This window comes from Streptomyces platensis, assembly GCF_008704855.1.
Taxonomy (GTDB): domain Bacteria; phylum Actinomycetota; class Actinomycetes; order Streptomycetales; family Streptomycetaceae; genus Streptomyces; species Streptomyces platensis.
The window spans coordinates 1,454,009-1,471,057 of sequence record NZ_CP023691.1 but is presented as its reverse complement, the minus strand read 5'-3'; the positions used below and the strand labels follow the sequence as shown (position 1 = coordinate 1,471,057).

13 protein-coding genes are annotated in these 17,049 nt (G+C 71.0%); 5 read left to right on the top strand and 8 right to left on the bottom strand.

The window, feature by feature from the left end; all coding sequences use genetic code 11:
* Nucleotides 1–7 precede the first annotated feature (7 nt).
* A complete protein-coding gene (locus tag CP981_RS06175; protein ID WP_085927341.1) occupies nt 8–1,363 on the top strand; it encodes an RICIN domain-containing protein in 1,356 nt (451 codons plus the stop codon).
* A gap of 58 nt (nt 1,364–1,421) precedes the next feature.
* Here CP981_RS06175 and CP981_RS06170 read toward each other — a convergent pair whose 3' ends face one another.
* The 5 genes from CP981_RS06170 to CP981_RS06150 all read right to left on the bottom strand — a co-directional run bounded on the left by CP981_RS06170 (nt 1,422) and on the right by CP981_RS06150 (nt 7,765).
* On the bottom strand, nt 1,422–3,506 hold the full coding sequence (locus CP981_RS06170) for an ATP-binding protein (protein WP_085927340.1): 2,085 nt from the start codon (nt 3,504–3,506) through the stop codon (nt 1,422–1,424).
* Complete coding sequence (locus CP981_RS06165; RefSeq protein WP_085927339.1) at nt 3,503–4,162, bottom strand: Pvc16 family protein; 660 nt, start codon at nt 4,160–4,162, stop codon at nt 3,503–3,505. The genes CP981_RS06170 and CP981_RS06165 overlap by 4 nt, the downstream gene beginning before the upstream one ends.
* Nucleotides 4,163–4,286: 124 nt before the next feature.
* Nucleotides 4,287–4,988 carry a response regulator transcription factor gene (locus tag CP981_RS06160; protein WP_085927338.1) on the bottom strand — a complete coding sequence of 234 codons (702 nt, stop codon included), beginning with the start codon at nt 4,986–4,988 and terminating at the stop codon, nt 4,287–4,289.
* A 227-nt stretch (nt 4,989–5,215) separates the two neighbouring features.
* A complete protein-coding gene (locus CP981_RS06155; protein WP_085927337.1) occupies nt 5,216–6,751 on the bottom strand; it encodes an amino acid permease in 1,536 nt (511 codons plus the stop codon).
* A gap of 72 nt (nt 6,752–6,823) precedes the next feature.
* On the bottom strand, nt 6,824–7,765 hold the full coding sequence (locus tag CP981_RS06150) for a hypothetical protein (protein ID WP_244329576.1): 942 nt from the start codon (nt 7,763–7,765) through the stop codon (nt 6,824–6,826).
* A gap of 693 nt (nt 7,766–8,458) precedes the next feature.
* Between CP981_RS06150 and CP981_RS38110 the strand changes: the two genes are divergently transcribed.
* From CP981_RS38110 to CP981_RS06135, 3 genes are all read left to right on the top strand, one after another.
* Nucleotides 8,459–9,079 carry a hypothetical protein gene (locus CP981_RS38110; protein WP_244329575.1) on the top strand — a complete coding sequence of 207 codons (621 nt, stop codon included), beginning with the start codon at nt 8,459–8,461 and terminating at the stop codon, nt 9,077–9,079.
* Between the two features lie 173 nt (nt 9,080–9,252).
* Nucleotides 9,253–10,113 carry a DUF3761 domain-containing protein gene (locus tag CP981_RS06140; protein ID WP_244329574.1) on the top strand — a complete coding sequence of 287 codons (861 nt, stop codon included), beginning with the start codon at nt 9,253–9,255 and terminating at the stop codon, nt 10,111–10,113.
* Between the two features lie 121 nt (nt 10,114–10,234).
* Nucleotides 10,235–10,801 carry an Rv1352/Rv1906c domain-containing protein gene (locus CP981_RS06135; protein WP_085927336.1) on the top strand — a complete coding sequence of 189 codons (567 nt, stop codon included), beginning with the start codon at nt 10,235–10,237 and terminating at the stop codon, nt 10,799–10,801.
* Between the two features lie 25 nt (nt 10,802–10,826).
* Here the strand turns inward: CP981_RS06135 and CP981_RS06130 are convergent, their stop codons facing one another.
* Nucleotides 10,827–12,860: an elongation factor G gene (locus tag CP981_RS06130; RefSeq protein ID WP_085927335.1), complete on the bottom strand. Its 2,034-nt coding sequence runs from the start codon at nt 12,858–12,860 to the stop codon at nt 10,827–10,829.
* A gap of 263 nt (nt 12,861–13,123) precedes the next feature.
* Here CP981_RS06130 and CP981_RS06125 point away from each other — a divergent pair, with 263 nt between their 5' ends.
* On the top strand, nt 13,124–15,343 hold the full coding sequence (locus CP981_RS06125) for an NADP-dependent isocitrate dehydrogenase (protein ID WP_085927334.1): 2,220 nt from the start codon (nt 13,124–13,126) through the stop codon (nt 15,341–15,343).
* Nucleotides 15,344–15,528: 185 nt separating this feature from the next.
* On the opposite strand, the gene CP981_RS06120 is transcribed toward CP981_RS06125, so the two are convergent.
* The gene (locus CP981_RS06120) at nt 15,529–16,227 is read right to left on the bottom strand and encodes an HAD family hydrolase (RefSeq protein WP_085927333.1); all 699 of its coding nucleotides are present in this window, start codon (nt 16,225–16,227) and stop codon (nt 15,529–15,531) included.
* On the bottom strand, nt 16,224–16,964 hold the full coding sequence (locus tag CP981_RS06115) for a phosphatase PAP2 family protein (RefSeq protein ID WP_085927332.1): 741 nt from the start codon (nt 16,962–16,964) through the stop codon (nt 16,224–16,226). The genes CP981_RS06120 and CP981_RS06115 overlap by 4 nt, the downstream gene beginning before the upstream one ends.
* Between the last annotated feature and the right edge of the window lie 85 nt (nt 16,965–17,049).

Below are 17,049 nucleotides of genomic sequence, written 5' to 3'. Positions count from 1 at the left end.
GGTGAGTATGTGGACTTCACTGGAACCGGCTTCGACCACCGTCGACCCCGGTTCCGTCGCGAGGGTAAGGCTGCGGGTACGCAACACGGGCGACACCGTGGAGGAGTACCGGCTGCGGCCGGCCGGCGACGCAGCGGGCTGGACACGGGTGGAGCCGGATGTGCTGCGGCTGTATCCCGGCGCCGAGGGCACGGCGCAGGTCGAGTTCGCGCCTCCGCGTACGCCGGACGCCGCCGCGGGGCCGACGCCGTTCGGGATCCGCGTCGAGCCGACGGAGCACCCGGAGATCCGTGATGTCGTCGAGGGACAGCTCACGGTGGGGCCGTTCTCCGAACTCCGCTGCGAACTGGTGCCGTTGACCGTACGCGGCCGGTGGCGCGCCAAGGCGTCGGTCGCCGTCGACAACCTCGGCAACCAGCCGCTGACGGTGTCCCTGTCCGGCCGCGAGAACGGTGACGCCCTCACCGTCGAACCCGAGCCGACATCGGTCCAGGTCGCGCCGGGCCGGGCGGCCTTCACGCGACTCAACATCCGCCCGGGAACGGTGAGTTGGGTCGGCGGGACCAACAAGCACCCGTTCACCCTCTCCGTGCAGCGCGCCGGAGTCCCGGAGCCGACCGAGCTGCACGGCACCTACCTCCAGCCGTCCGTGCTGCCGCGCTGGGCGATGGCGGTGCTCTCGCTGCTGCTCGTGGCGGTCGTGGCCTTCGTGGCCCTGTGGTTCCGAGCCGTGCCCAAGCTGACGTCGAGCGCGCGGGAGAAGGCCGGCGCGTCCCACAAGATCCCGCCGAAGGAAGACAAGCCGTCCGCGCCGGCGCCGTCCAAGCCGCCGGAGGAGAAGCCCGAGGAGAAGCCGCCGGAGGAGAAGCCCGAGGAGCCCGCCGGCGGCGAGGAGCCGAAGGACGAGGGACCGGCGCAGCAGACCATCCGGTCCGGCGGCGACGCCGGCTGGTACCTCCAGGCCAACGGGGGCAGTCAGGTCGACGGCACCCAGATCGGCCAGAGCCCCCAGTGGACGGGTGACCAGTTCGGCCGCAACCAGTGGTGGATCATTCACCACTACCCCGAGGACAACTCCGTCGCCCTGGAGTCGGCCAGTGCCCCGGGCAGCATCGCCCAGCTGAAGCCGAACACCAACCAGGTCGAGCTCTGGGCGGCCGACCAGGAGCAGCTGAAGTCGGGCCAGCTGCCGCCCCACCAGAAGTGGCGGCTGACGGACACCGACGACGGCCACACCCGCATCGTCAATGTGAGCAACGGGGAGTGCCTGACCGATCTTCAGAATGACAAGGGCTCGCTGTCCTGGAAGTGCGCCGACGGGCCCAACGAGCGGCAGGACTGGACGCTCGGCGAAGGGCCGTGACACCGGCCGGGGCCGGCCGGAACAGTGTCCGGCCGGCCCCCGCGACATCCCCGGAGGGTCAGTCCCACAACGGCGAGGCGTCCGGCACCAACCGCCCCATCTTGCGGTACTCGCGCCGGGCCCCGGCCCGTATGTCCTCGGCCGACACCGCCTCGCCGCGCCCCGCCGCGAGATAGCCCGCGGTCACCGCGGCCGACCGGATCGCCCCGCCGGACAGCTCGTACTCCTTGGCGCAGACATCGAGAGCGAGGTCGTCCGCGCAGGGGGTGGCGGCCAGGCAGGAACGCCACAGGGCGATCCGCTGCTCGGCATCCGGGAACGGGAAGTCGACCACCAGGTCCAGCCGCCGGGTGAACGCCTCGTCGATGTTGGCCCGCAGATTGGTGGTCAGGACGGCGATCCCGTCGAACGCCTCCAGCCGCTGGAGCAGATACGCGCTCTCCAGATTCGCGTACCGGTCGTGTGAGCTCTTGACCTCCGAGCGCTTGCCGAAGACGGCGTCCGCCTCGTCGAAGAGCAGCACGGCGTCCGTACGGTCGGCCTCGGAGAAGATCCGCTCCAGATTCTTCTCGGTCTCCCCGATGTACTTGTCCACCACGGCGGACAGCTCCACCACATAGAGATCCAGGCCCAGTTCGCCGGCCACGACCTCCGCGGAGAGCGTCTTTCCGGTACCGGACTCCCCGGCGAACAGCGCCACCACGCCTCTGCCGCGCCCGCCGCCGGTGCGCAGCCGCCACTCGCCCAGCACCTTCTCCCGATGCCGCGCCCGCTGCACCAGTTCGTGCAGCAGCGTCTGCGGTTCGGGCGGCAGGACGAGCCCGTCGAAGCCGACGGCGGGCCGGATGCGCCGGGCGTGCCGGTCCAGCAGCGGCGCGGACTGCTGACGCGCGCTGTGCTGGACATGGGCGGCGGTCACCGGCGTCCCGTCGAAGGCGGCGAGGGCGGTGGCCGCACGGGCCGCCCGGCGGATCTGCGCGGCGCCCAGCCGGTACGGCGCCACGGCCGCGGCCAGGTCGAAGCCGTCGTCGACGACGCCGAGTTCGGTGCTCCAGACCTCATCCGCCGCCGCCCCGGCATCCGGCGCGTCCAGCGCGAACAGCCCGGAATCCGGGGCCCAGCCCGGGTCGTACGGCTCGCTCCCGAAGAAGATCACCGGCACGTCCCGGCCCGCCAGCGCCCGGACGAGCCCGTCCGGCTGCTCCGGCAGCGGCCCCACGACGACCGCGGCCCGCCGCAGCCGCGCCTCCCGCAGCAGCGCGCCCGCGAGGCCCGTCCCGTCACCGCGCCGGCCGTCCGGCCGATAGCGCAGCACCGGCAGACCGGCGCGCCGCAGCCCGTCGGTCACCGGTGCGGCGGCGGTGCCGGGCCGGCGCTCCCGCAGATGTACGGCGAGCGGCCGCTCGCTCGCGAGGACGGCGAGCCGCCCGGCGAACGTCTCGTCCTCGGTGCGGGCATCGCTTCCCGCAGGGTCGGCAGGCGGCTGTCCCGCCGTCATCAACTCGACCTCACCAGCGCCGAGTTCCGGATCGAGACCGTCGTCCCCCAGCAGATGGGCCACCACCCGCTCCGGCACCCGCAGCGCCCGTCCCGGCAGCGGCCGGTCCTCGTCCTCGATGACGAGCAGCCCACCGGACAGCAGCGGCGCGGCGGGGTGGAAACGGGCCCGGGCCGCGGGCTCGTACGGGCCGGTGCCCGCCAGGTCCAGCGCCAGCGCGACCGTCGCCCGGCGACGCCCGACATCGTCGTTGAGGTAGCCGTACAGCGGCTCGAAGCCCCGGTCCACATCCGGCGCGAGCGCGGCCAGGAGGATATGCAGGTCCAGGGCCGACAGCCCGAACCGCCCGGCGAGCGTGACCGATCGGTCCGAGGCCCGCGAGGGGTCCGATGCCTCGTCGGCCGGCTCGCCCGCATTTGCCTGACCCTCGAACCTCTCGCCTATGTACCGTTCGGCCTCCCCGGGCGCCTGCGCGGCCAGTCGTCGGGCCGTCTCCGGGGTCACATACAAGCCGCGCAGCGGATCCGCAGCCGTCGGATCGTCGGCGCTGCGCCGCTCGACCAGCCCGGCCACCCGCTCCCGCAGCTCCGCCAGCCGGGCCAGCAGGGCGCCGCCGGGGGTCTTGCCCGCTGTCGCCCCCGTCACCGTTCCTCCTCGCTGTCCTTCGCGGACGGCGAGGCGCCCGGAGCGGACCGCAGCATCCGGGGCTCGGAGTCGCCGGGGACACCGTCGATGCCGCGGACGACCGTGACCGCGCCCTCCGTGACCGGCGGCGCCACCTCGTACGACGGCGAGACCGGGACGGGCACGGTGACCACCACGTCCAGGGACGGCTTGAGTTCGCCGCCGAGCGCCGACCAGATATCGGCGATCGAGCGGGACTCGGGCGGCGGCACCGCGACGGTGAGCGGAATGCTCACCTCCAGCCCGCGGAGCGCGTCCGGCAACGCGGCCGCCGGTAGGATCTCGTGCGAGAGCAGGCAGCCCAGCGCGGCGGACAGCAGCCGGTGCTCGTCCTCCGGGCGGGTGGTCCACGCCGTGACCAGGTAGGACAGCCGGAACCAGCGGGGCGGCTGACGTCGGCGCACGACCACCCCGCGGGCGTCCCGTTCCGCGATCGCCCCGCGCTCGCGGCGGGCGACGTCCTCGCGGATGTCGTAGAGATACGCATTGAGCGTGGGGGCGTTGCGCCGCGCCGCCCAGTCGCGGGTCGGCGCCTCGAACGCGACGTCCCCGGTGCCGTCCGGCAGTACCCCGCCGCGCAGCACCCGCCGGATCGCCTCATCGACTTCGTGCATCATGCGCGTTCCCCCGCCCGGCGGCCCGCCGCTTGCTGTGCCTGCTCCGTCACCCATGTACCCCTTGCTCTTGCCGTCGCACGTGTCTCCGCGCCCGCACCCGTATCCGTGCCTGCTGCCGTCCCCATCAGATGTAGCCCTCTCGCAGCGCGTAGGCGACGGCGTGCGCGCGGTTGTGCAACTGGAGCCGCGTCATCAGGGCGTGCAGGATGTTCTTGACGGTGCGCTCGGAGTAGGCGAGCTTCTCGGAGATCTGCCGGGTGTCCAGCCCCTCGGCGATCAGCCGCAGCACATCGACCTCGCGCGGCGCCATCCCGAGCGTCGGTACGAACCCGACGGAGGGCGAGGTCGCCACCGACCGCCGCAGCTGCCCTACTTGGGTGAGCAGCGTGCTGATCAGGTCCGGCGGCAGGTCGCCCTCGCCGCGCGCCGCGCTCTGCACCGCCCGCAACAGCCGCTGCGGGGTGGCCTGATGACGCCACAGGATGGCCCGTACGCCGTACTCCACGGCTGTCATCAGCTCCGGCTCGCGCAGATCCCGGGCAATGAGCACGACGCGCTGCTCGCCGCCCCGTACGAGTCGTCTCAGTTCGGCCGCGGCCAGGTCGTCGAACCGGTCGATGGGCATGATCGCCACGGTCCCGACCGCTTCCCCGCCGTTTTCCTTCGCTCTGCCACGTTCCGCCTGCTCCGTCCGCTCCCTGACCGCCGTTCCGGTCTGGTTCTGGACAAGCTCGACGGTGGGCTGGTGCTGGAGGTGACTGACAACTCCGGCCCGACTGAGCGGGTCGGCGGCGTGCACTGTCACCGTGACACGTGTATCCGGCACTTATGTTCCTCGTCTCGCCCCCGATTGACCAACGGTCACAGAGTGAGTGAAGGCAATCAACAAACGTTTACCGGGCAATCAACGCCAGAAGCGGAGCCTTCGGCGTCGAGGCGAGGAGGGACACGACCACCGCATCACCGTGGGGAAGGCGGGTCGTGCGGAGCCGGGGGTAACGCGCGGCGGGAGAGTGCGCGTCACCCCCGTGGCCGACGGGGGCCGGAGGCCGCCTAGTGCGAGGTGGAAGCCGTTCGGTCCGGCGGCGAGGCCTGCGACGGGTTGCTGCGCGGGTGCTGCGGGTTGAGGAACCACTTGCGGGCGGAGACCAGCCACCAGGTACCGGCGAAGACCAGCACCACACCCACGGTGAGGGGCGCGTAGTTGAACGTCTCCAGGGTCACCGGGCTCAGCTGCGGCAGCATGAACAGCACGGTGATGATCGCGACCCAGCTGACCGCGATCACGCCCACCGGTTTCGACCAGCGGCCCAGGTGCCAGGGGCCGCGCCGGAAGTTCTCTCCCTGACGCAGACGCAGCAGGGTGGGCACCACGTAGGCGATGTAGAGGCCGATCGTCGCGATGGAGGTGACGGCGGCGTACGCGGTCGTGTTGAACAGGTACGGCAGACCGAGGACGAACGCACCGCCCGCGGCGAGCCACACCGCGTTGGTGGGGGTGCGGGTCCCCGGGTGGAGCTTGTGCCAGACGGCGGAGAACGGCAGCGCCCCGTCGCGGGAGAAGGCGTAGATCATGCGGGAGTTCGCGGTCACGGACGCCATCCCGCAGAACAGCTGGGCGCCGATGATGACCAGCAGCATCAGCTTGCCGGTGCCGGCGCCGAGCGCGTCCAGGAAGATCTGCGCCGGCGGCACCCCGGTGCCCGACTCCAGGGCGCCGTTGTAGGACTGGATGGCGAAGGTCAGACCGAAGAGCAGCACGAATCCGGCCGCCCAGGACACCACGATCGAGCGGACGATGCCCTTCGGCCCCTCCACCGAGGCGTTCTTCGTCTCCTCCGTCATATGGGCGGACGCGTCATAGCCGGTGAAGGTGTACTGCGCCATCAGCAGACCGATGAGCGCGACATAGACAGCGGAGCCCCAGCCGGTGTTGTTGACGAACTCGGTGAAGACGAACGCGGGGGACTGGTGCTTGTCGGGGATCACCAGCAGGGCGCCGACGATGACCACGACGCCGATCAGATGCCACCAGACCGAGACGGTGTTGAAGAAGCCGACCACGCGCACCCGGAAGGTGTTCACCACGGCGTGCAGCAGGAGGATCACGCCGAAGAGCGTGATCGTGTGGACGGGGGTGGCGGCGTAGCCGAATTGGAGCTTCAGATAGGCGTTGAGGAAAGACGCGGCGCCGAAGTCGATGCCCGCGGTCACGGCCACCTGGCCGAGCGTGTTGAACCAGCCGGTGAACCACGCCCAGGCCGGCGCGGACCGCTGCGGAGCGAGCTTGTGCGCCCAGAAGTAGAGGCCGGCGGAGGTCGGATAGGAGGAACAGACCTCGGCCATCGCCAGGCCCACGAACAGCGTCATCAGGCCGACGACCACCCAGCCCCACATGATCAGGGCCGGCCCGCCGGTGTTCATACCGAAGCCGTACATGGTCAGGCAGCCGGACAGGATGCTGATGATGGTGAACGAGACGGCGAAATTCTGCCGCCCGGACATCGAGCGGTCCAATGTCTGGGCGATGCCCAGTTCGGCGAGGCGTTCCTCCTCCGTCTGCGTGACGCTTGGAATCTCCAGTGGCATGGCTGGGACCTCTCCTGTTGGTGGCGCGGTGACGTGCGGAACAACCTCGGCCGGGGCTACGGGGCTACGGGGCTACGGGGCGGACCCCTTGACCGCCCATTTCCGATGCCGCGCGAAGAGCTGCTGGGCGTCTCCGCAATAGCTCCACGGCACATCCGTGGCGTACGGCCCGATGGCGTCGAACACCTCGGCCGCCGCCCGGTGCTGATTCGCGAAGGACATCGCATGGGCCAGGTAGTTGGCGTCCTCATGGAAGGCGGCGTGCGGCATGGAAGGGGCCCGGTAGGTCCACCAGTTCACCCACGCCTGCTGGGTCGACGGGTTGTCCGTCCACGGGTGGACCGTCAGGCCGTAGCGGTGCCCTTCCCTCTTCATCCGCGTCCGGTGCGACTCGGCGAGCGCGACCAGCGGCAGGACGTGCAACGGCATTCCGCGGGGGACATGGGCGCACCGTTCCTGCGCCCAGTGGAACATCTCGCCCGCCACGCCGTGCTGGTCCGGGAACATGTAGGTGAGCAGCTCGTGGTGCGCCTCCCTGTTCCACGGGTCGCGTTCCTCGATCTCCTGCCACACGCTGTGCACCGTCTCCCGCCACTGCCGGTCGCGTGGCGGGGAGTGGAAGCGCAGCAGGGCGAGCATGACGACATACGACGTCGGATCGGCCGGCAGGGCGTCACCGGCGGCATGGCAGGCCTCCCAGGCCTGTTCCATCTCCGCGCCGCTGCCCTGCCCCCGTGGGCCGGCCATCGAGCGCAGCGCCAGAACGGTGGCGAGGAGAGCCAGCGCGTGCGGAGAGCGGGGTTCGGCCTGGGCCCAGGTGTCGGCGAAGGTGAGCCGGGCCCCCGCGCGGGCGAGCACCTGGAGGCGGAAGATCCGGCGGTCCCAGTCGGCGCCGGTCGCGGCCAGCAGTTCACGTGCGCCTTCCCACCGGCCCATCGCGGCGTCCTCCACCACCGCGCGCAACCGGGTGTCGTCCCGTGCCGGATGCCGGTCGAAGGCCGGTTGACGTCTCACGGCTGCCCCGCCGACGTTCTCTCGGGTGTGGGGAACAGTTCCTCACCGTGCGCGGGACGGCGCGCACGGGGGTGATCAACAGGCACTTTTCAGGCCTCCGGGTGGGCGGCCGCCGTGACGGACGCCGACGTAGGGGGAGCGTGTCGCGCTGGGCGAACGACCATGGGGCCGGCCGGGCCCGTATGCCCGGCGTCCTTGACGGGCGGGCCGGTGAGGGCGGCGGGCGAGGCGCTGTGGCACCGGTTCCGCGCCGCTGGTGAGAAGGCTGCGCGGACCTCGTGGGGGACCGGGGGCGATCGCCGCGAGCCCCGGATCCGGCCCCTGCTGCGGGGCTGTCTCGTGCGCAGGCGACAGCCCGATACGACCTTGAGGGGCAATCACCGCAATCTCCTGTACGTGGCATGCATGTACTGCGCAAGCGGGCTGTCAACTTCGGTCATGAGGTGCTGACTTGAGAAAGAAGACTATTCACTGATGCGCGCCTGCGCACATTGCTTCGGCGATAAAAGCTCATGTGATGGGGCTGCCGGCCGACGCCGTGCGGGCGCCATCGCGCCGACAAGGCCCCGTCCCTGCGCCCCCATTGCCCGGCTCACCCGTTTTGGTCACGACATCATCACAGGTTCTTCACTTCATCTGCTTCGATGTTCAACAACTCGATACTCTCCCGGTTTCAGACACCTAGGGGGAACCGTGACCTATCAGCAGCCTCCGTCCCAGCCCGGACAACAGCCGCCGAACCCGTACGGGATGTACGCGCCGCCGCCGAAGAAGATGAGCACCGGCGCCAAGGTCGGCATCGGCTGCGGCGGCGCCTTCGGTGCGCTCGTCCTGCTCGGCGTCATCGGCGCCGCGATCGGCGGCGGCGACTCCGGAACGCCGGCCGAAAAGCCCGCCAGGGCCGCCGCCGCACCGGCGCCGGAGCGCGCGAAGGAGAAGGCCGCACCGGCCGACGCCAAGCCGGAGAAGAAGCCGGAGAAGAAGCCGGAGGGGAAGCCGGACAAGCCGGAGAAGAAGCCCGCGCCGGCTCCCGAGTCGCCGGCCGACCAGTTCAAGGCCTTCGTCGCGAAGCACGGAAGCCCGAACGAGAAGGCCGCCCTCGGGCACGTCACCAAAGTCCAGGGCGCCGACGAGCTCAACGACATCCTCGACTCGGTCGACATCTACACCGACTTCACCGGCGGACTGATGGGCCCCCACCAGAGCGAAGGCAAGCTGATCGCCTCCGCCTTCGCCGACTGGAAGGAATCCAGGAACGGCCTCGTCACCGTTTATGACGTCAAGGGCGAGATCCTCTCCAACGGCAACTTCTGACCGCCTGACGCGATGGGAGGGCCGTACCGCGGGCCGCAGAGCGGCGCGGCCCCCCTCGCGCAGCCGGCGCTCTCACACCACTTGTCTCCCCGGTTCCAGCCGGGCGGCGGCTCGCGACCGTGGGCAGGGCCATGCATGCAGGGGAGTATGCAGTCGCACGACAGGGGGGCCATATGGCCGGGAACCAACGGCCGGTGTCGCCGGAAGAGAAGAAGAACGCCCGGCTCGGCTGCGCGGTCATCGCCGTATTCGTGCTGCTGGTCGGCGGATGCGTCAACTTGATGGACGGTGACGAGGACTCGAAGTCGACCGCCAGTAGCTCGGTCTCCGACGCGTCCGGCGCGGCAGACGCATCGGAGGCAGCAGATGCGGGGGACGAAACCGCCGCACCCGCCGCACCCGACGCGTCCGATGCGACAGACGGAGGCGACGCCTCCGACAGCGAGAGCAGCACCGTCACCGTGCCGGACTACACCGGGAGCAACCTTCAGGAGGCGCAGGACGACGCGCAAGGCAGGGGCATCTACCTGCTGGAGAGCCGTGATCTGTCCGTCCGCCACCGCACGCAGGTGTGGGACCGGAACTGGCAGGTGTGCGCGCAGGAGCCGACCGCCGGGTCGGACATGGCGGACACCGAAACGCTGACCTTCACCGTTGTGAAGACCGGTGAGAGCTGCGACGCACCTGACGCGGCAGGGTCCGCGGGCGATGACGGAGCCCCTGAGCCCACGGACGATCCGGCCGGGGACGGCAGTTCCGGCACCTCCGGTTCGTCCAGCTCCTCGGGCACGGACGGGGGCGGCTCCTCCGGCTCCTCCGGTTCGTCCGGCTCCTCCGGCGGCTCCAGTTCCTCCGGGAGTGCCGGTTCCGACGGCGGCAGCAGTTCCACGAGCGGCGGCGAAGAGGAAGCCCAGGCCCCGGCAGGCGCCTCCGCGCAGTGCAACGACGGGACCTACAGCTACAGCGCGCACCGGCGGGGCACCTGCAGCCACCACCACGGGGTCGCGGTCTGGCTGCGGAGCCTTCCGGCCTGAACGGCCGCTCGGCCCGGAAGCGGGCGTAAGGGGCGCGGGTCGCGCGGGCGACCGGCCGTGCAACCTTCGACGGCATTGGGCGGTCTTCACGACAACATCACAGATGCCAGGGGGATTGATCATGTCGTACTCGCCGCAGCCCGCGCCCTCCGGTCAGCAGCTTCGCCCGCTCGCGCCGCTGCCGTTCGTGCCCCTGTCGGCCGGGCAGCCGCCGGTGACGCAGCCGCCGGTGTCCCAGCACTCCGGGCTCAAGATCGCGGTGGGGGCCGGCTGCGCCCTGGTCGTCTTCGGGCTCGGTGTCACCGTCGGCAGCGGCAAGAAGGACGGGGCGCGGCCCGCCCGCGATGTCACGGTCACCGTCACCGCCAAGACGGCGCAGGCCGCAGCGGAGAAGGCGGGCCGGACGACCGGGCGCACCGCGCAGGCGACGGCGCCCGCCGGGCCGGACACCACGGTCAGCCAGGGCAGCTACCGCGTAGGGGACGACATCGCGGCCGGCACCTACCGGACCGGCGGCCCCGCCGCCTCCGATATGCCGATGTGCTACTGGGCGCGGGCCAAGGACTCCAGCGGCGCTGGGGAAAGCATCCTCGCCAATGGCACCCCCAAGGGCCCGGCCCGCGTCACCGTGCACACGGGGGAGACCTTCGAGACCAACGGCTGCCGGCGGTGGACGAAGGTGGGCTGACGGCCTGTCACTCACGAGGGGGCCGTCAGGTCGCCGAGCCGCCACCGTCCGCGTGCCCGGCCACCCGTCGCACGACCTTCAGCAGATACTCCTTGCGATGCAGCGGATCGTGGTCCGTCCGCGACCGGACCGGGATTTCGCCCCGCACCGGCTGGTATCCGCCGAAGGTGCACTCCAGAACGCCCTCGCCGCGGGTCAGTCCCGGCAGCCGGCGCTCCAGTTCATGCACCCGGGCCACCGGGATCTCGCCCTCCAGCAGGCATTCCGTACCCTGCACCGCCTGTGTGCGCGGCACCGCGTGCAGCCGGGCGAGCGCCGGCGACAGCGGGCCGAGCGAGTCCGCCGGGATCTCCAGCCGGAAGCGGTGCACCGGTTCGTACACCTGGGTGCCGGCCCGTCGCAGGGCGTCCATCAGCACCAGCGGCGTCAGATGCCGGAAGTCGCCCGAGGTGCTCGACATGCTCTTGTCGAAGACGCCGTGGGAGTGGCTCTGCCGGGCCCAGTAGCCGGAGTGCGTCAGGGTCACCGTGCAGTCCTCGACCTGCCACCCGTGCACCCCTTGGCGCAGCGTCTCGTGCACGGTCTCCTCGACGGCCTTGATGAACGAGTACGGCATCGAGCCGAGCTCCACCTCCAGCCGGAAGTCCGACCCGGTGCCGGCCGGTGCCGGATCGACGCGGAGCCCGACGGTCGCGAGGAAGGGGTTGGGTTCCTTGGCGATGATCTCGACTGCCGCGCCCGAGCCGGCGGGCCGTTCGATGCACAGGGCCGTGGTCTCGCGGAAGTCGACCTCGACAGCGAACTCCTCGGCCAGGGTCGCCTCGATGACCTCCTTCTGGACCTCCCCGTAGAGCGACAGGGAGGTCTGCCCGCGCAGCGCGTCCTGCCGCAGATTGATCAGCGGATCCTGCTCGGCGAGCTGGGTCAGCGCGAGATGCAGCGCCCGTTTGTCGGCGGGGTGGCGCGGGACCACGACCGTTTCCAGCGTCGGCGGGGCGAAGTGCTGCCGGGGGGTGTCCGCGGTCGCCGTGCCGACGGTGTCGCCGGTCCGGATGCCGCCCAGTCCCCACAGTTTGCCGATCCGGCCCGCGGTGACCGTGTCGCGGCGGGGTGCCGAGCCCTGGTCGAAGACGCTGATCGCGGTGACCTTGGCCGCGTCGGGCCGCGGGGCGCCGGGGCCGTGGAAGGGCAGCAGGTCCCGGGTCCGTACCGTCCCCGAGAACATCCGGACCCAGGCGATCTTCTCGCCCGCCGGACCGCGCTCCACCTTGAAGACCGTGCCGGAAACGGGGCCGTCGGCGGCGTCCCCGGCGGTGGGCAGCAGCTCGGTGAGCCCGGCCATCAGCGCCTCCAGGCCCGCACCGGTGACGGCTGAGCCGAAGAACACCGGATGTACCAGCCCCCGTTTCGTCTGCGCGGCCAGCTCCCTGCGCAGCCGCCCGTAAGGGAGGGCCGAGGCGTCCTCGACGTAGGCGGCCAGCAGGGCGTCGTCGTGCGTGGTCAGCAGGTCGGCCAGCCGGTCGGTGAAGGCGGTATCGGCGGCGCCGTAGGGGGTGACCCGCGCCCGGCGGGTGCCCGCATCTTGCACGGCGGTCATGGCGACGGCGGCCGGGGTCAGCCGGTCGGCGATCTGCCGCAGCACGCGCTCGCCCGCCGCGCCCCGGCGGTCCACCTTGTTCACGAAGATCAGGGTCGGAACGCCCAGCCGCTTCAGGGTCCGCAGCAGTACGCGGGTCTGTGCCTGGACGCCCTCCACGGCGGAGACGACGAGGACCGCGCCGTCCAGTACGTTCAGCACCCGTTCCACCTCGGCGATGAAGTCCGGGTGGCCGGGCGTGTCGATCAGATTGACCGTGGCCCCGTCCAGGGCGAACGACACCACGGCGGATTTGATGGTGATGCCGCGCCGCCGCTCCAGCGCGAGGGAATCGGTGCGGGTGCTGCCGTCATCGACGCTGCCGATCTCGTCGATGACCCCGGCGGCATACAGCAGCCGCTCGGTCAGGCTCGTCTTACCGGCGTCTACGTGCGCCAGAATTCCCAGGTTGAGTGTGTGCACCAGGCGTCATGTCCTTGTGATCGATGAAAAATCCCTTCTGGGTGGACATGGCTGCCTCGGGCATGGTGGTGCGCTCCTTCGTCGGTCGGCGGATGCCGGGAGTAGAGCAGTCGCCCGGACCGGTGAGCAACGGGTTTTCACCGGTCGCGGCAGGTCGGAACTATTTCCTCCGGTTTTGCCCGGGGCGGGGTCCTGTCGAGAGGGGGCGGCCCACGAGATATCTTGATGTCGAGCAATGTTGCAGACGTGGAGCGGAGCACCCGGTGACTGACTCGACCATCATTTACACCCACACTGACGAGGCCCCGGCCCTGGCGACGTATTCGTTCTTGCCTGTGATCCAGGCATACGCGTCGACGGCCGGCGTCAGCGTGGAGACCCGTGACATCTCCCTGGCCGGTCGCATCATCGCGAGCTTCCCCGAGTACCTGGAGGAGGGCCAGCGCATCGACGACGCCCTCGCCGAGCTCGGTGAGCTGGCGAAGACTCCCGAGGCCAACATCATCAAGCTGCCGAACATCTCGGCCTCGATCCCGCAGCTGAAGGCGGCCGTCGCCGAGCTTCAGGAGCAGGGCTACGCGCTGCCGGCCTACCCGGACGACCCGAAGACCGACGAGGAGCGCGACATCCGCGCCCGCTACGACAAGGTCAAGGGCAGCGCCGTCAACCCGGTCCTGCGTGAGGGCAACTCCGACCGCCGGGCACCCGCCTCGGTCAAGAACTACGCCAAGTCCAACCCGCACCGCATGGGCGCCTGGACGGCGGACTCGAAGACGAACGTCGCCACCATGGGCGTCGACGACTTCCGCTCCACCGAGAAGTCCGCGGTCATCGGCCAGGACGGCACGCTGCGCATCGAGCTGTCGGGCGACGACGGCTCCACCACCGTCCTGCGCGAGTCGGTACCGGTCCTCGCGGGCGAGGTCGTCGACGCGTCCGTGATGCGGGTGGCCGCGCTGCGTGAGTTCCTCACCGCGCAGATCGCCCGTGCCAAGGCCGAGGGCGTGCTGTTCTCGGTGCACCTGAAGGCCACGATGATGAAGGTCTCCGACCCGATCATCTTCGGCCACGTGGTCCGCGCCTTCTTCCCGAAGACGTTCGCCCAGTACGGCGAGTCGCTCGCGGCCGCCGGTCTGACCCCGAACGACGGTCTCGGCGGCATCTACAAGGGCCTGGAGTCGCTGGCCGACGGCGCCGAGATCAAGGCGTCCTTCGACGCCGAGCTCGCCGAGGGCCCGGAGCTCGCCATGGTCGACTCCGACCGCGGCATCAGCAACCTGCACGTCCCGAGCGATGTCATCGTCGACGCCTCCATGCCGGCCATGATCCGCACCTCCGGCCACATGTGGGGCCCGGACGGCGCCGAGGCCGACACCCTCGCGGTCCTCCCCGACAGCAGCTACGCCGGCATCTACCAGGCCGTCCTCGACGACTGCCGCGCCCACGGCGCCTACGACCCGTCCACCATGGGCTCGGTCCCGAACGTCGGCCTCATGGCGCAGAAGGCCGAGGAGTACGGCAGCCACGACAAGACCTTCGAGATCCCGGTCACCGGCACCGTCCGGGTCCTCGACGAGAACGGCAACGCCGTCCTGGAGCAGACCGTCGGCGCCGGCGACATCTTCCGGATGTGCCAGACCAAGGACGCGCCGATCCGCGACTGGGTCAAGCTCGCCGTCACCCGCGCCCGTGCGACCGGCAACCCGGCCGTGTTCTGGCTCGACGCCGACCGTGCGCACGACGCCCAGCTCATCGAGAAGGTCAAGACCTACCTCGCCGAGCACGACACCGACGGTCTTCAGCTGGAGATCATGTCGCCGGTCGACGCGATCACCTTCTCCCTGGAGCGGATCCGCCGCGGCGAGGACACGATCTCGGTCACCGGCAATGTGCTGCGTGACTACCTGACCGACCTGTTCCCGATCCTGGAGCTGGGCACCAGCGCGAAGATGCTCTCGGTCGTCCCGCTGATGAACGGCGGCGGCCTGTTCGAGACCGGCGCCGGCGGCTCCGCGCCCAAGCACGTCCAGCAGCTGGTCAAGGAGAACTACCTGCGCTGGGACAGCCTGGGTGAGTTCCTCGCCCTCGCGGTGAGCTTCGAGCACCTCGCGCAGAAGACCGGCAACGCGCGCGCCCAGGTGCTCGCCGACACCCTGGACCGTGCCACCGGCACCTTCCTCAACGAGAACAAGTCGCCCAGCCGCAAGCTCGGCGGTATCGACAATCGCGGCAGCCACTTCTACCTCGCGCTTTACTGGGCGCAGGAGCTGGCCAAGCAGACCGACGACACTCAGCTCGCGGAGGCGTTCGCGGCTCTCGCCAAGACGCTGACCGAGCAGGAGCAGACCATCGTCGACGAGCTGATCGCGGTGCAGGGCTCCCCGGTCGACATCGGCGGCTACTACCAGCCCGTCGTGGCGAAGGCCGATGCGGTCATGCGTCCGTCGAAGACCCTCAACCAGGCGCTGGCGAACCTCAGCTGACCCGACAGCTGCGCACGCCCCTGCCGCCCCGGCCGGTCTCCCACCGGCCGGGGCGGTGCCATATCCGGCGGCGCCCCGGGCAGGGGTAGCGTCACCGTGCAGAGACCGCTCATTTCCGCACGGGGGTATCGAGGCCCCGGTCCACCGGCTGACCACCGCGCCCCGGCCCGTCCGGCGCCCGTCGCTCAGCCCACGAGGTCCAGAACCGGCCGCAGCCCGTCCGGGCGCCGGTCCACCGGCAGATGGTCCACCGGCAGGAACGAGCAGCCCAGTGCCGTGGCCCCGCCGTCCGCCTTACGGTCGTCGCCCACCATCAGGACGCCGGACGGATCCAGCCCCAACTCCCGGCAGGCCAGGGCGAAGAGCTGCGGGTCCGGCTTCTGGATGCCGTGCTCATAGGACAGCACGCAGACGTCCAGATAGCGGTCCAGGCCATGGCCGCGGAGCACCGGCCGCAGATCCCAGCCGATATTGCTCACCAGGCCGGCCCGGGTGCCGCGGCGGTGCAGTTCCGCCAGCACCTCGGCGGCGTCGGGGTACGGCTGCCAGGCCGCCGCCGTCATATGGCGGTCGTAGAGCGCGTCGTACAACGCGGGGTCGGGCAGCGGCACTTGGCGGGCCAGGCCGGTGTAGACCGCACGGTGGTGGCGGGCGTCGCGGTCCCTGATCTGCCACAAGTCGGCCAGCGCGGCGGGGATCTCGGCGGGCGAGGTGGCGCCGGGCAGCGCACCGGCCCGTTCCAGCGCGGCCGCCGCGCGGGCGATCTCGGCGTCGGCCATGGCCGTACCGCAGGTGGCCAGCGCCGCCCGCAGCCAGGACTCGGCGGGCTCGATCCGCAGCAGGGTTCCGGAGAAGTCGAAGAGCACACCCTTGATATTCGTCATGACCGCCTTCCTGCCCCCTGTGCGGCGCCGTTCCCCACCCGTGGCGCAAAACCGGTGTACGCCGCTGCCGCCGCGGCCACCAGCGCCCCGCCCAGCAGCCAGCCCCCGACGACATCCGACAGCCAGTGCACGCCCAGATATACCCGGGTGAAGCCGACGCCGACCACCGAGACCACGGCCACCGTCCCGGCCGTCCAGCGCCACAGCGAACGTGCCCCGCACCGGGACAGCAGCCACAGCACCAGCGCGCCCGCGATCAGCGCGGACATCGCGTGCCCCGACGGGAACGCCGCGTAATGCGCCGAGTCCACCGGGTCCGGCCAGACCGGGCGGTCCCGGCCGACCATCGCCTTCAGCACCTGCTGTAGCCCCGTTCCGACGAGCGCGGTGGCCGCCACCCAGACGCCGAGCAGCCGTTCACCCCGCCGTACGAGCAACACCACCGCCGCCACCAGCACCACACGCATCATCCACGGGTCCCACAGCCAGTCGCTGAGCACCCGGTTGAGGCGGGTCCAGCCGGGCGCGGCGACGGCCGTCCGGTGCAGCGCGCCGGCCAGCGCCCGGTCCACCGCCATCAGGGGTTCCCAGCGCACGGCGACCAGGGTCAGCAGCAGACCGAAGACGAGGACGCAGAGGACGGCGCAGGGGAGGGCCGGGACCCGCGAGGCGGGTGCGGGACGGCGGTCGTCGTCCACGGCGGACGACCGGACGGTGGGGCGCGGCGTCGGTGGCATATCCCGATCCTCGCCGATACGCGGCGTCCGGGGCCACGCCGACCCACCGGCCACCGTCGTCCGGCCCCGGCCCCGGCCCCGGTCA